The 14,762-nt window shown below is 33.7% G+C and carries 14 protein-coding genes and 1 pseudogene; 8 read left to right on the top strand and 7 right to left on the bottom strand.

Going from position 1 to position 14,762, the window contains the following annotated elements; genetic code table 11:
* Positions 1-150: 150 nt before the first annotated feature.
* Both CYAN10605_RS15815 and CYAN10605_RS15810 read right to left on the bottom strand, forming a co-directional pair.
* Positions 151-627, bottom strand: coding sequence for a hypothetical protein (locus CYAN10605_RS15815; protein WP_015220951.1), 477 nt, complete (start codon positions 625-627; stop codon positions 151-153).
* 134 nt (positions 628-761) lie between these two features.
* Positions 762-2,390: an ABC transporter substrate-binding protein gene (locus CYAN10605_RS15810; protein ID WP_015220950.1), complete on the bottom strand. Its 1,629-nt coding sequence runs from the start codon at positions 2,388-2,390 to the stop codon at positions 762-764.
* Between the two features lie 444 nt (positions 2,391-2,834).
* Between CYAN10605_RS15810 and pirA the strand changes: the two genes are divergently transcribed.
* Complete coding sequence (pirA, locus tag CYAN10605_RS18940; protein ID WP_015220949.1) at positions 2,835-2,999, top strand: arginine synthesis PII-interacting regulator PirA; 165 nt, start codon at positions 2,835-2,837, stop codon at positions 2,997-2,999.
* A gap of 237 nt (positions 3,000-3,236) precedes the next feature.
* Here the strand turns inward: pirA and CYAN10605_RS15805 are convergent, their stop codons facing one another.
* On the bottom strand, positions 3,237-3,797 hold the full coding sequence (locus tag CYAN10605_RS15805) for a fatty acid desaturase (RefSeq protein ID WP_150108965.1): 561 nt from the start codon (positions 3,795-3,797) through the stop codon (positions 3,237-3,239).
* A 54-nt stretch (positions 3,798-3,851) separates the two neighbouring features.
* Here CYAN10605_RS15805 and CYAN10605_RS15800 point away from each other — a divergent pair.
* Both CYAN10605_RS15800 and frp read left to right on the top strand, forming a co-directional pair.
* A pseudogene (locus CYAN10605_RS15800) lies at positions 3,852-4,091 on the top strand (ketosteroid isomerase family protein); the annotation flags it as partial.
* Between the two features lie 241 nt (positions 4,092-4,332).
* Positions 4,333-4,665 (top strand): fluorescence recovery protein, encoded by a 333-nt coding sequence (frp, locus tag CYAN10605_RS15790; protein ID WP_015220948.1) that lies wholly within the window; start codon positions 4,333-4,335, stop codon positions 4,663-4,665.
* A 389-nt stretch (positions 4,666-5,054) separates the two neighbouring features.
* On the opposite strand, the gene CYAN10605_RS15785 is transcribed toward frp, so the two are convergent.
* Entirely contained in the window at positions 5,055-7,217 is a 2,163-nt protein-coding gene (locus CYAN10605_RS15785) for an EAL domain-containing protein (RefSeq protein WP_015220947.1), read from the bottom strand.
* Positions 7,218-7,512: 295 nt separating this feature from the next.
* Between CYAN10605_RS15785 and CYAN10605_RS18270 the strand changes: the two genes are divergently transcribed.
* Together CYAN10605_RS18270 and CYAN10605_RS15780 are read left to right on the top strand one after the other, a co-directional pair.
* Entirely contained in the window at positions 7,513-7,650 is a 138-nt protein-coding gene (locus CYAN10605_RS18270; RefSeq protein ID WP_015220946.1) for a photosystem II reaction center protein K, read from the top strand.
* Between the two features lie 150 nt (positions 7,651-7,800).
* Positions 7,801-8,859, top strand: coding sequence for a glycosyltransferase family 4 protein (locus CYAN10605_RS15780; protein ID WP_015220945.1), 1,059 nt, complete (start codon positions 7,801-7,803; stop codon positions 8,857-8,859).
* Here CYAN10605_RS15780 and CYAN10605_RS15775 read toward each other — a convergent pair.
* Together CYAN10605_RS15775 and urtA are read right to left on the bottom strand one after the other, a co-directional pair.
* Positions 8,856-9,254, bottom strand: a complete 399-nt coding sequence (locus CYAN10605_RS15775) for a restriction endonuclease subunit S domain-containing protein (protein ID WP_015220944.1) — start codon at positions 9,252-9,254, stop codon at positions 8,856-8,858. The genes CYAN10605_RS15780 and CYAN10605_RS15775 overlap by 4 nt on opposite strands.
* A gap of 204 nt (positions 9,255-9,458) precedes the next feature.
* Positions 9,459-10,769, bottom strand: coding sequence for an urea ABC transporter substrate-binding protein (gene urtA, locus CYAN10605_RS15770; RefSeq protein WP_015220943.1), 1,311 nt, complete (start codon positions 10,767-10,769; stop codon positions 9,459-9,461).
* Positions 10,770-10,873: 104 nt separating this feature from the next.
* Here urtA and CYAN10605_RS15765 point away from each other — a divergent pair, with 104 nt between their 5' ends.
* Positions 10,874-11,506 (top strand): TVP38/TMEM64 family protein, encoded by a 633-nt coding sequence (locus CYAN10605_RS15765; protein WP_015220942.1) that lies wholly within the window; start codon positions 10,874-10,876, stop codon positions 11,504-11,506.
* 123 nt (positions 11,507-11,629) lie between these two features.
* Positions 11,630-12,220: a ParA family protein gene (locus tag CYAN10605_RS15760; RefSeq protein WP_015220941.1), complete on the top strand. Its 591-nt coding sequence runs from the start codon at positions 11,630-11,632 to the stop codon at positions 12,218-12,220.
* 516 nt (positions 12,221-12,736) lie between these two features.
* Here the strand turns inward: CYAN10605_RS15760 and CYAN10605_RS15755 are convergent.
* Entirely contained in the window at positions 12,737-13,006 is a 270-nt protein-coding gene (locus tag CYAN10605_RS15755; protein ID WP_015220940.1) for a MoaD/ThiS family protein, read from the bottom strand.
* 413 nt (positions 13,007-13,419) lie between these two features.
* Here CYAN10605_RS15755 and CYAN10605_RS15750 point away from each other — a divergent pair, with 413 nt between their 5' ends.
* Positions 13,420-14,718, top strand: a complete 1,299-nt coding sequence (locus CYAN10605_RS15750; RefSeq protein WP_015220939.1) for a TldD/PmbA family protein — start codon at positions 13,420-13,422, stop codon at positions 14,716-14,718.
* Positions 14,719-14,762 lie beyond the last annotated feature (44 nt).

The following is a 14,762-nucleotide window of genomic DNA, read 5'->3' as shown; positions in this document are numbered from 1 at the left end:
TAAAAAAATCAGAAGCTAGAAATGGTTGAGGTTTCAGCCTATAACAGTCAATTCTAGTTTCTGAGGTGTAATGACTAGGGAGTGGGGAGAAGACTTTTCTTAATTCTTCTGACTCCCGACTTCTGACTCTTTTTTCTTAATTTTTAATCTTTATTTTCTTTCTAAAGTGCTGATATAAACGACGGGATACTCTCCAGACTGCCTAAAGATTTGCTCTACAGTGTTTTGGCTCAGAATGGTAATTTCATGAATCCCTGACTCTTTTGTTTCAACCATTTTGAGAGTACAGTTGCGGGGATTAAAAACACCATATAATGTCTCTGTATCTTCGATAACTTTTACTCCCTCACTATTATTTCCCGTCTTTGTTTCTTCCTTCGTTTTCCAAGTATATTGACCTTCTAAAATATTGTCGGTTTTTGCTTTGATTTCTAAAACTCCTGAAACCTCAAGTAAGCCTTGTTTATTTAAAACTTGTGTTACATCTGATTCCCAAACTCCTTCTAATTCTTGAGCAGATGCGATCGCACAAGATGGAGTTTCCGCTTCAACATTAGTTGAAAAAATGCCAAAAGAGACGAAGCAAGTCGCAGAGAATAAAAGTAAAGATGGGATTTTGCGCACCATATTTAAGCAATATATAAACTTTTCCTTATTTTAACACTTAATGAATATTATCCTCTCCTGATTGATTAGAGCCTAAAACCTGCCACCTAAAACCTGAAACCAAGCCTTCTTATCCGATATTCTTAGAACTGAGATTAATTATTTTTAATTGTCCAAAAAGGAAACTGTTGACTAGGATTAATTTTGACCCCTTCAATATTGCTATGGAAAAAAGCATAATCTTTATTTTGCCAAAGAGGTATATAAGGAACTTCCTCAGCTAAAATATCCTGAATTTGAATAAATATGGCTTTTCTTTTGGCTAAATCGTCTTCTTGCCTTTGTTGATCAATTAATTCATTCATTTTCTCACTGTAGAAAAAAGAACCTTGAGTTTGCGCCCCTCCTTCCAAACATCCTTCTGTTTCATTGCCTTGTACACATTGTAAAAAAGGTTGAATATAGTTATCTGCATCGAGAAAGTCAGGATACCAGTCACCCAAAAAACTGGAATAAATCCCTTTGCCAAGGTTACTAAAAGCAGTAGCACTTTCTACCCCACTAGGTACAAACTGGATTATACCCTCTAATTGTTGATCAGCGATCGCTTTTAAGGTAGAAGCAACCCCACTACGGGTTTTAGATGCAGAAGGATACCAAACTTCAACAACTGCAGGATTTGATGGAGAATAACCTGCCCCTGTTAATAATTGTTTAGCCTGTTGAATATTATCATTTTCATTCTCTGTCTGAAAAACAGGTTGATAAGAGTCAAATACCGTGGGGATTAAACTATATAAAGGTTCAGATTGTCCCTGTAAAACCCTTTCAATCATTAAACTACGATTCATTAAAAGTGCGATCGCTTTTCTGACGTTTAACTGATCTAAAGGAGGTTGATTGCGATTTAACACCATATAACTTACCACAGTACCAGAACCTTCAATCACATTAAAAGCACCATTTTCGGACTCTTTTAATAAAGTGGTAATTTGTTCAGGAGCAAAAGTTTGATAAGCCACATCAATGGCATTAGTTAAAAAGCTATTGTATAAATTGGCAGAATTTCCCGCATAAATTTGAATATCAATACCCTTATTAACAGGTTTTTCTCCCCAATAATTCTCAAATACTTCCAAACTGACAGAATCACTATTAAAAGCACTTAATTTATAAGGACCAGTGCCAATTAATTCACTGGGCTTAAATTCACCTTCACCAATGGTATAATTTTGGGGGGAAACAGCACACGCTCCGGGAAATGCCAACAAAGCAGTGAAAGCAGAAAAAGGTTTGTAAAGAGTAATCGTTAATTCATACTCTCCCGTTACTTGAATTTCTCTGATAGTATCACTCAATAGAAATGATGGTTTACCGCCATTTTGCATAAACCTATCTAAAGAAAATTTCATCGCCTCTGCATTAAAAGGTGTGTCATCGTGGAATGTCACTCCCTGCCTCAAGGGAATTTTATAAACTAAACCATCATCGCTAATAGTAGGCATATCCTCAGCCAACAAGGGTACTAATTCTGTCGTACCTAGTGTATATGTGTAAAGACTCTCCGCTATATTGTAAATAAGATTTAATCCTGCTGTTTCATAACTGTCTGCAGGGTCTAAAGTTCTCGCTTTTAAAGTTGTACCGATACTGATTCTACCATTCTCCGAGGACGAACCATTAGAAGTATTCTGATTACTAGGATTTCCACCGCACGCAATTATCAAACTGCAACAAATTAATCCTAAACCAATATACTTCAATAATTTTTTTATTTGTACCATGCTTAATTTTAGACAATTCAAAAATAAATCTTCTCAAATTAATCAATAATAACCTGAGTTCGACACGAAGAAAAATTAGGACTCACCTTACATAATTCATTTTGTAATAAAAATATTGTAATCGTAAAAGTCTCCATCTGTAATGATTGGAGAGGAAATCACCGCAAAATTATTCTTATTTTGACTTTAAAGTGATTAGGAATGTTTCTTAAAGTTAGGAGTTGAAAGTTCCAGCAAAATGGGTTAAATACTTTTGCCTGTTCTTTTTTCCCTGTTTTTTGTTTGCTACTTTCATCGACAATTTTATGTCAAACTCAGGTAATTACTGTTTTAATATTAAATTTCAGTAACAATTGATACATTATTATCGAAAAAAAGTTATGATTTGATAAACTAAAAGAATAAATATCAGTCAATTTATAGTTATCGAGTGAGGGTAAAAGCATGGGTTTATTTGGAAAAAGCAAAAGTTCAGGTACAAGCGTAAAGGCTCATAGAGAAAATTTAAAGAAAAACTTAGAGCATCGCTTGACAGTTGCTAGAAGCAACGGAGATGAAAAATTAGTAAAACAGTTAGAACAAGAAGCGGCATATCTAAACTTGAATTAATTATTGAACGTTTATTTAGCTCAAGAATATTGGATAAGGGCAAGTTTAATGGTTTAGCAGAGTAAATAAGTAATGAGAAAGGGAGAAAAGGAGAGAGATATAAGTTCGGGGTTTTTGATTATCAACTATTCACTAATTGCCCCTTGCCCTTTCCCTATTTCCCACCTAAATGGGAAATTACAATCATATTTAAAATCAGCAGTGCCAAATTTTATATTAAACCTCAGTGAATATAAGCTAAAAATGTGACTGAGAAAATCCCATCGCAAAGGGTAATTGCCACCAAGGAAGAAAAGGATAGCGATGATGTTCTTGATGATAACTGAAATGATAACAGGTAATTAAAGACAATAATATCGGTAAATGAAAACTCTTAATTGCACCTAAACTATATTGATTATCCTGATGATGACGATGGGGTAAAAAAGTCCCAAAAAAGAATAGTTGTAACGAACTAAAAATTAAAGGCAAAGCCCAAAATAAAAGTAAATTTAACCAGTGAATGTGAAAAAGATTAACAATTATTAAAATTAATAAACATAGACGACACAAATTTAAAAAACTGACATATTTCCTCATAAATCTAAAATACCAAAAGCAAAAATTTGGGTTATGCTCATGAAAGTCTGGATCAAGACTCGTACCAGTGAAACGATGATGCAAATAATGTTTTTCCCTTAAATCTCTGAAAGATAACCCCCCATATAAAATTAAAGCTAAAGCGGCGATCGCATCATTGATATTAAGATTGTAAGGAAAAAGAATACCGTGCATACCATCATGGGCAACGATAAACAAACCAGTGCAGTGTGGTCTGCTAATATCAAACTTGGTTTTTGGTATCAATTAGGAAAATTTATGAAAGAAGAATGTCAAAATTTAAAACTAATTCCTCAACAGGGAATTTCCGAACCGGCAGAAGATGGTTATACTCAAATTAAAGTGACTGGAAAAGTTCAAACCCCTTGGTTTGGTGGTAACGTTGGTATGGATATTGCTTGGCGCTTTTTACTTAATCCTGAGAATAAAATCTTTTTTGTTGCGATTGACTTATTAGCATCTCCTAAAGAGTTATTAAATTTTATCCGTTAAGAGATTTCTATTGATAAATATACTGTTAGAATTCCCCCAAAACAAAAACAAAAGGGGGTTTTTTCATTTTTGAGAAAGAGAAAAAAAGAGAAAAGAGGGTGAAGGGGAGATGGGGGATTTTTGTTTAACCTGACACCTGATACCTGTAACCTGACACCTTTTTTTTGCGTTTTATAGAAAGATATTGATATGATGAGAGACATCTTTAAATTTTCTTATATATATCATTTAATTATCTACTATGTCCACAACTATTAATACAACAGGATGGAGTCATACTGAAATAGAAATTAGTCAAAAAGTTTTAAAAAAAGCCTATCAAAGAGAAACAGAAACTTTAATGGCACAAGTGAGAAACCAGATTGAGGACATGTCAGACATGGAGCAATTATGGCAAATTCATGATCTTTTGAGTGCCAAGCGTTATGATCTTGATGGGAAATATGATACTAGGGAAGGAATGTTAGTGTTCACTTTTGCTCAACTTTTAAAAGAGGGTTGGATTAGTTTGGAAGAATTAACTGGTTTAGACTCTGCAAAGTTAGGGAAAATTTCTTCTTTATCTAAGATGTAGGCTTGAGGTTTTAGACAAAAATATAATTAATTGTCTATGAAAGATAACAGGTGATAGGTTAAGGGCAGATGTAACTACTTTCGAGGGGCTGTGTTTGGACTTTACATCCAAATCCTGCAATCCTCGTTAGATTTGGAGTATCGTAAAGGGTTGACAGATTATACGAGAAGTTTATTGAAAGAGCGTGAGAGGGAGAAATAGGGGCTTAGGATTTTGGGGTGGTAGAGGTTGAATATATTTAACATCAGTTCGGATTAAGGCAATTTTATCGTTATTTCTAAGAAGAAGCTATAAGGTTTTCTGACTACGAGTTGAGATGCTTTCAGCTTATGCAAAATTCAGGTTAATAAAACTAAATATATGAATGAGTAGATAACGTCAGTTAATTCCTAATCGTTAATTGTCTTTTGCTGATAACTTGCCATAAAATCCATAAAATCTTCTCTAATTAAAGGCTCACTGACTAACCATCCTTGAATTAAATCACACCGAAAATTTTTCAAAATTTTTTTTTGTGTTTCAACTTCTACACCTTCGGCTACGACTTTCATATTGTAACCTTTTGCTAAAGTAATGATAGCTGAAACCAAGGCTTGATCTTGAAAATTAGTAACTAAATCTGTGACAAAAGACTTATCTATTTTTATAAAATTAAAAGGGAACTTTTTCAAATAACTTAAAGAAGAATAACCTGTACCAAAATCATCGAGAGAAAATTTAACTCCTAAACCAGATAATTCCTTGATAATTGTTTCTGTTTTTTCGCTATCCTGCATTAAGATACTCTCCGTAATTTCGATTTCCAAATACTCAGGATTGAATTGCGTTTTTATTAAAATCTCTTTTACCTTATCAGCAAAATTATCTTGTTGAAACTGTTTTCCAGAAACATTAACTGCAATCATAATCGGAGGATAACCCAAATCAAGCCACCTTGTACCCTCTTCACAAGCCATTTCCAAAACCCATTCTCCAATAGAAATAATTAATCCCGTTTCTTCTGCTAAAGGGATAAACTTACTCGGTGATACCACACCCAACACAGGATGTTGCCAACGTAATAAAACCTCAACCCCTTCAAGAGTATTTGTTTTTAAGTTAAGTTGAGGTTGATAAGTTAAAAATAATTCTTTATTTTCAAGGGAATTATATAAACTATTTTCTAACTCAAATAATAAAGTTTTTTCTTTATTAAGAGTATTTGTATAAAACTGATAATTATTTCTACCCATCTGTTTTGCACGATAAAGAGCAATATCAGCATTTTTGATTAAATGTTGTTCATCGTTACCATCTTCAGGATATGTGGCAATTCCAATACTACAAGTAGTAAAAATCGTATATTTTTCAATGGAAAAAGGCTCTTTTAAAACATTGATAATTTTTTCTGCTACTACTTGAGCAGAGGTTTTTTTCTTTATTTTTGAATCTTCATGGTTAATTAATTCTAAAGGGGTAATTAAAATAAATTCATCTCCCCCCCAACGAGCTACAAAATAGTCGGAAGGAATTACAGATACAAGTCTGTGAGTAAAATACTCTAACAATTTATCTCCTATGCTATGACTCAAGGTATCATTAATGTTTTTAAATCTATCAATATCAATAAACAAAACAGCAAAGAATTTTGAAAGTAGGCTTTCTTTGGCTTCTTGAATATTTTTGCTTATTTGCCAATAAAAAAAATCTCGATTAGGAATACCAGTCAAAGAGTCGTGTAGTGCATGATATTTTAGTTTTGCTTCGGAGTTTTTTCGCTCTGTAATATCAAAAATATAGCTTCTCATAACATTTTCCTTTGATAAATAATGAATATACTGCTCATAATGTTTATCTTCTATCTCAATTTCTCTGATAATTAATTCTCCATGATTTTCTTCTGAAACTGGTTTTAAGTCTTTTATAAGGGGATTTTCTTGGTTTGTTTGTTTTAGCAAGTCTTCAAAGCTAAGTTTCGCAGAAGGATTACAGTAAATGATATTGCCACTAAAATCAAACTCTAAAATAGGATTAGGAGATAATTCAGGAAAAGAAGCTAATCTTTGTATGTCGTAGTTTTCAAGACTATTTTTAAGATTTAATTCCGAAACAATGAGAGTATCTTGAAGTTTTTCTCTTGCTAAATTACTGCTAGTTAAAGATTCACTCTTAGATTTTTTAGAGTTTAGATCACAATAAGGATAAATAATTATATTGTCAGAAACTTCCTGTTTATAAACAGCTTGATTGTCGTTACTACCAAAAGCAATTAAATCACCATCTCTAAGGGAATGATGTATTATTTTTTTTCCATTAACCAAAGTTCCATTTTGACTTCTTTTTCCTTCTAAATCTCCATCTATCAGTATATATATACTTTCTCCATTGGCTGAATCTCTGCGCATTAAAGTAGCATGATGTCTGGATACTGAAGGTGAGTTAAGACGAATGGAATTATTAGAATGACGGCCAATAAAATATATTCCTTCTGTCAGTTGAAAGGATGTATCTTCCGTACAATCATCACACAGAAAAAGTAAAAGATGATTATTTTTATTGGATGAGTCATTCATTGATGATAGACTATACTTTTAAAGTACTAATGAAGTTTAAATTAAGACTGCGACACTCATAAATTCGGAATAGGAATTCTTTTTTATCTTAAACTATGTTAATTATGGCATTGTAATATTTGAATAAAAATTTTAAATTTAGTTTTGTTGGCTATGATCATTGAATAAATAAATTGAATAGAAATTGTGTAATAAAACTTTACATTTAATTAATAAAGTATATCATTGACCGCCGATGATGATAATATATATTACCAATTAGAAAAATTAGTTTAGTAAGGAACAATTAATTAAAATGGAAGCAACGATGTTATTGGCTAAATTACCAGAGGCTTACGAGATTTTTAAGCCTTTAGTGGATGTTTTACCTGTTATTCCCTTATTCTTTTTGTTATTAGCTTTTGTATGGCAGGCTGCCGTAGGCTTCAGATAAACAATTTTGTTTTTACCAATATTTACAAATAAGCCCATGTGAGTGAATATAGTCACAACATGGGTTTTATTTATGTTTTTATCTATATTCATAATGTTGTTATTTTAATAAAGATTAAGAGATTAGGAAAAGGGAAGCATAATTAAGTCTATGATGAAAAAAGTTTTAATTTTATCTACCCCTGTGGGTGCATTAAGTTCAGGCATTGGTGGCGGTGTAGAATTAACTATTTATAATCTGATTCAAGAAATGCAAGGGCGTGGTCATATTATAAAGGTAATAGCTCCAAAAGGATCTTTTTTTGACCATGCTGATATTATTGAAATTGAGGGAAATTTACATACTCCTGCTCAAACTCAAAGCCGTCAAACCCCTGTGATTATGCCTGATAATTCGGTTTTAGCAAATATGCTCGATTATGCTTATCAGATACAATCTGAATACGATGTTATTGTTAATTTTGCTTTTGATTGGCTTCCTTTTTATCTTACTCCCTTTTTTTCAACTGCGATCGCACATTTTATTAGTATGGGGTCTCTTTCTGATAGTTTAGATCAGATTATGGGAAAAATAGCAACACGATTTCCTTATCAATTTGGTGTTTATACTAAATCTCAAGCAGATACCTTTCCTTTTGCAGATAAATGTCAATGCTTAGGTAGTGGTATTGATTTATCTTTATATCAGTTTCAACCTCAACCGAAAAAACAATTAGCATGGTTAGGTAGAATAGCCCCAGAAAAAGCCTTAGAAGATGCCGTAAAAGCCTCGGAAATCACAAACATTCCCTTACTAATTTTTGGTAAAATTCAAGACCAAGAATACTGGCAAACCATTCAAAATCAACATCCCTCAGCCCCAATTAAATATCAAGGGTTTTTATCTACCAAAGATTTACAAGCACAACTGCGTGATTGTTTAGGATTGATTATGACTCCTCGTTGGGTAGAAGCCTTTGGAAATGTTGCCATTGAAGCTCTTGCTTGTGGCGTTCCTGTAATTAGCTATGCTAGAGGAGGTCCTGCGGAAATTGTTACCGATGGCAAAACAGGATTTTTAGTAACCCCTGATAGTGTGGAAGATTTAGCGATTGCCATTCAACGTCTTCCCGAAATCAATCGCTATGATTGTCGTCAGGTGGCAGAAGATGTTTATTCTTTAACGGCATGGGGCAACCGTTTTGAATCGTGGTTAGACTCTTTTATTTAATCTAAAAAATCTGTTAGAATTTCGTCTGGTTCATCATATATGTCTTCATCATCCAAAGAATGGGTGATATTTCCCTTGTCTATATGACGAGGATTGATTTGATATTGTAGATTTTCCACCAGTTTTTCTAATATATGAAATTTAGCTTCTATTTTTTCTAACTCTAAATTTTTCGCTTCTAATACACTCAGGCGTTGGTTTAATTTTTCATAGTCTTGTGTTAATTTTTCTAATTTTTCATGCTCCAAACTTTCACCTAAATAATTACCGATAATACTAGCGATTAATTTTTCTAAAGATATATTCTTTTGTTGAGCAATATCAATTAATTTTTCTTTCCACTCAGAATCAATATAAATGTTTAAAAATGATATTTTATCTCCTTTTTTGTCCATTATTTATGCTTGAAACTTTAATTAAATAACTAAAAAAATCTTTATAAATCTAACAGAGGTTTTCTTAACACCTAAACACTATAAGGGGCGAATAAATTCAACCCCTCTCCCATAATTTTCTGTTTTTTATGGAGAAACGAAAAGTGCGGTCGCCGAAGGTGCGGCTACGCCGATCGCGCTTCTATGATTAAATTATTATCAGAATTAGCTCATTTTATACTTACCACCTTTAGCCGGATCTGTCCAGTCACAAGCAAAACCCTTAGTTTCAGCTACATATTGATTCCAAGGTATTGGGTCAACAGGTGCATCTGTGGCAAAGACAATATCAAATAAACCGTCATCTCTTACCTGTCCGATTCTGACTGTTTTAGAAATATGATGATTAGGTTGCATGGTGACAAGTCCTTCAGGGGCTTGTAATGACTGGCCGACAGCCGCACTTCTCACAGGCTCTAAATCGGTTGTGCCGGCGGCTTCAACGGCTTGTTTCCAGAGATAAACCATAATGTAAGCAGCTTCCATGGGATCATTAGTTACCCTGTCTTGACCATATTTAGCACGAAAAGCCTCTACAAATTTTTCATTTTCGGGACTTTCTACAGTTTGAAAATAGTTCCATGCGGCATAATGACCTTTAAGATATTCTACCCCAATTTGTCTAACCTCTTCTTCGGCAATACTTACAGACATAACAGGATATTTATCTGGAGTTAAACCTGCGGCTTGGATTTGTTTGAAGAAAGCAACGTTACTATCTCCGTTTAAGCTATTAAAAATAACACCGCCGTTGGGTAGAGCGGCTTTTATCTTAGTAATAATGGGAGTAACTTCCGTATTGCCAAGGGGTAAATAATCCTCTCCTACGGTGGTGCCACCTTTTGCTTCTAATTGAGCTTTAATGATAGTGTTTGCTGTTCTGGGAAATACATAGTCAGAGCCAACGAGGAAAAATTCCTTACCTTTATTTTCTAATAACCAATCTACAGCAGGTTCAATTTGCTGGTTAGGGGCGGCACCAGTATAGAAGATATTTTTAGAGCATTCTTGTCCTTCGTATTGTACGGGATACCATAACATATGATTTTTGGACTCAAATACAGGTAAAACAGCTTTTCTACTAGCAGAAGTCCAACAGCCAAATACTGTTACTACTCCATCTTGATCAATTAGCTTAGTTGCTTTTTCCGCAAAGGTAGGCCAATCAGATGCGCCATCTTCGACAATCGCTTCAATTTGCTTTCCTAAAACTCCGCCACTAGCGTTAATTTCTTCGATCGCAAGTTGTTCAGCTTCCACAACAGTGGTTTCACTAATGGCCATTGTACCACTAAGAGAGTGCAAGATTCCTACTTTTATGGTATCCCCTTCACCACCAGAAGGAGTTTCCGTAGTGGTATCCGTAGCGGTATCATCGGCAGGAGGAGGAGCATCAGCACAGGCTTTGAGGAGTAAACTTGTTCCTAATGTAGCCGATCCGTAAAGGAGAAATTTTCTTCTACCTAGTCTTGACATAGTATTATTTTTTACTAATTATGTTGTTTTAAACTAATTAATAGTAAAGATAAGGTTAAGCATATTTTGTATTTTTGGATACATAATTTTTATGGGAGTGGTTAGTGAAGGGTAAATTAATTGTTGTAACACTAATTTTGATCTGTTTAACGGGGGTTAGTATTGTTTGGATGGGGGGGATTCAACCAGAAATTTTGCATGAGCAGGTAAAGAGACTGGGAATTTTTGCACCAATAATTTATGTATTGTTATATATTGTTGCTACGATTTTACTTTTACCATCAACTCCTTTAAATATTAGCGGCGGTTTAATTTTTGGTTTTCAATGGGGTTTATTTTGGACTGCGATCGCAGCTATTATGGCCGCTATAGCAAGTTTTATCTACGCTAGATTTCTGGGACAAAATTGGGTCAGACAAAAATTTGGTAGTTACCTACAAAACCTTGATGAAGAAATCAGAAAAGGAGGAATATGGTATATTTTCGCTATTCGTCTTTTACCTTTAATTCCTTACGGAATCGTCAACTATGGGGCAGGTTTGACTTCTGTTACCCAAAAAGATTATTTATTTGGTACGATTTTCGGCACAATTCCGGGGATTTTTCCCTTTGTGATGATAGGAGCAGGTTTAGCCGAGGGCAGTATATTACCCGTAACCATTGCCTCTGGTTTAGCGAGTTTACTATTATTCGGAGCAACTTGGTTTAAAAATAAATCAAAAGGCAAAAAAAACTAAGGAAATAGTGTGAATAATTAAGATAAAATCTACCTAAACTGATTGAAAAAATAAAAAATTAAGCCTAAAAAACTATTAATATCAAACCTAAATTAATAAAATACAAAATACTATTAAAAAATTATGTTAATCGCTATTGCATCTTTAAAAGGTGGTGTTGGCAAAACCACAACAGCCATTCATTTAGCCGCTTATTTACAAACAGATCAACCAACCCTACTTGTTGATGCTGATCGCAATCGTTCTGCCTTAGTGTGGGCTAGGGAGGAAAAATTACCTTTTACAGTGGCTTCTCAGGCTGGTTCTGCCCCTTTTATGGCAACTCATAAACATATTGTCACAGATATGAGAGGGGGACCAGAAGAAGATGATTTTGTGGACTTAGCAAAGGGAAATGATTTGATGATTATTCCCACCACCCCCAATCATTTGGATCTCGATGCTACTATCAAAGCAGTAGAAATGCTGAAAAAACACAATGTGAATAATTATAAAATTCTCTTGACGAAAGTAGATTCTCGTACTAGCAACAGCAGAACTGCGAAATATTTTTTAAAAGAACAAAATTTGCCTCTATTCAAAACAGAAATTCCCCTTTTAATCGCTTTTGAAAGGGCTTCACAACACGGAAAAACCGTAAAAGACTACAGCGACGATCGCGCTAAAGTGGCATGGAAGAAATATCGAGATGTGGGCAAGGAGATTATGAGTTAGGAGTTTAAAATAGGTTTCAGGTTTCAGGTTGCAGGTGTCAAGGTGTTGGGGAAGCGTGTTAATTAAACACTTTTGCTGTCCCCCCTCGAGAAGCAGGGTTTTTTAAAAGTCAGGGCAAAATTATCTTGCCCTCACCCCCAACCCCTCTCCCACAGTAGAGGGGAGCGTTTTTTCTTAATAATTGATTAATTAATACTTAAAAACTCCTGTATCTGTTACTATTTGTTAGTTTCAAAAATTGACATTTTTGAGAATGAAAAAACCCTGCTCTTTTACGGGGAGAAAGGAAAAAGAAAGTTATTAAATAATAGTGGTTCTATCACTTACTTTGAGTATGTAAATTATTAGTTAGGGTAGGCAAAAGGCAAGAGGCAATGGGCAATAGGGGATTATTAAATAATAATTTATAAACTTTTAGTTTTTATTTAACTATAAACACTATGCAATAAACGTTATAGAAGTCCTGTTTCTCTTAATTTATCATAACTACTGTATGAGAAATAATGAGAAATATTTTTAGCCTCCGCTAACAGGTGGAATTAAGGCTATTTCATCTTGATCATTTAAGATAAAATTAGGTTCAACAAATTGTAGGTTAACTGCAAATCTGGTGATATTTTCCCAAGGTTTTAATTCTGGTTTTTCTTGTACGATAAAGTCTTGCAATAATTGTTTAACTGTTATCTCTTTTTCTAATTTAAGGGTGATTTCTTCTTTTTGATAGGTTTCTTGGTAGATGGCAAATAGTTTGACTATCACTGTTATTTTATGTTTGTTTTCTTTCATTTTTTGGCTCTATTAATTTGAAGATATAAATTATTAGTTTAGATAGGAAAAAGAGAATTATTTAATAATCATTGATAAACTTTTAATTTTTATTTTGCTATAACTCCTGTACAGGATGATTTATATAAGTTATTTTCTATTAGTTTGCCATAACTACCGTAAAAGAAAAGTGTTAATTAACCTGAGTTTGGGATAAATTTTTATCTATGAGTGATGGCGAAAAGGGCAATTAGTGAATAGTGAATAGTTGATAGTTGATAATTACTCATTACTCATTACTCCCCTAAACCTGACACCTGCAACCTGCAACCTGCAACCTGATACCTACCCTTATCCGATATTCTTAAACCAAACTGAGGTTATTAAAATTAAGAAAGAGTCGTTATAGTTTAAAAAACAAATTATATAATTTTATGCAACCAGAAAACTTACTAGATTTAGTTAAAAAACAAGGAATTAAAAATGCAGAGGTTTATCAAGTTGAGTCTTATTCTCGCCCGATTTGTTTTTCTGCTAATCGTTTAAAACAAATTGAGTCTTCTCAAGTTTCTGGGGTTGCCTTACGTTTATGGAGAGATAATAAACCGGGTTTAGCTTTAGCTTATGGAGAGTTTACTGCTGATGATTTAATTGCAAAAGCCCTTGCTGTTTCTGATTTGAATGATCCTGAAGAAATATTTTTAAATGGTACAAATAACCTAATTTATTCTAACGATGATGGTAACTCAAAAAGATTTGTTGATCAAGATAAAAAAATTATAAAAGAAGGAGGAGATGCGATCGCATCTATTTTAGATTTATATCCAGAAGCGATTGTTAATTTGGATGTGGAATGGGAAAGGGAAACCACAACATTAATCAATACTCAAGGATTATACTGTCAACAAAAAGATATTAGTCAAAGTGCGTCTGTGGGATTGGAATTAGTAAGAGAAGAAGACTTTTTAGGCATTTATGATGGAGAATATTCCCATGGACATATTGATTTAAGTAGAATCATTGAATCAGTTTTAAGACGATTAGAATGGGCAGAAAAAAACGTTGCTGTCAAAACAGGTAAATTTCCAGTCTTATTCACTCCTAATGCTGTTGTCACTCTTTGGGATACCGTCACCGAAGCCTTAAATGGAAAATATATTCTTGATAAATCATCTCCTTGGAGTGAGTCTTTAGGAAAAGTAGTTATTTCTCCTTGTTTAACTTTAAAGCAACAACCAGATTTGAAACCCTATGATTGCCCTTTTGATGATGAGGGTAGTATGACTCAAAATTTAACCTTAATAGAAGCAGGAGTCTTAAAAAATTTTTACACTGATAAAAAAACCGCTTCTAAACTAGGTATAAGTAATACAGGTAATGGTTTTCGTACGGGTTTAGGTGCTTATCCCAGTCCTGATTTAGTAAATTTAGTGATTAGTGAAGGTAATAAGTCTTTTCCAGAAATAGTAAAAAATATGGATCACGGTATTATTGTCGATCAGATTCTCGGAGGCGGTGCGGACATTTCCGGGGATTTTTCTTTCAATATTGATTTAGGTTACTTGGTTCATAATGGAAAAATTCAAGGCAGAATTAAAGATACTATGTTAGCGGGTAATGTTTATCAGTGTTTACAAAAAGTAAATGCGATCGCATCTGATATAGTTTGGAGTGGTGCTTGTTATACTCCTTCCATAGTTGTGGATAATATCTCTGTGGTAAGTGATAGCTAATTACCCTGAATTCAGGATAAATTTTGATCTATGGATGATTGAGA

Source organism: Cyanobacterium aponinum PCC 10605 (genome assembly GCF_000317675.1).
Taxonomy (GTDB): domain Bacteria; phylum Cyanobacteriota; class Cyanobacteriia; order Cyanobacteriales; family Cyanobacteriaceae; genus PCC-10605.
This window is presented reverse-complemented; position numbering and strand designations above follow the sequence as displayed.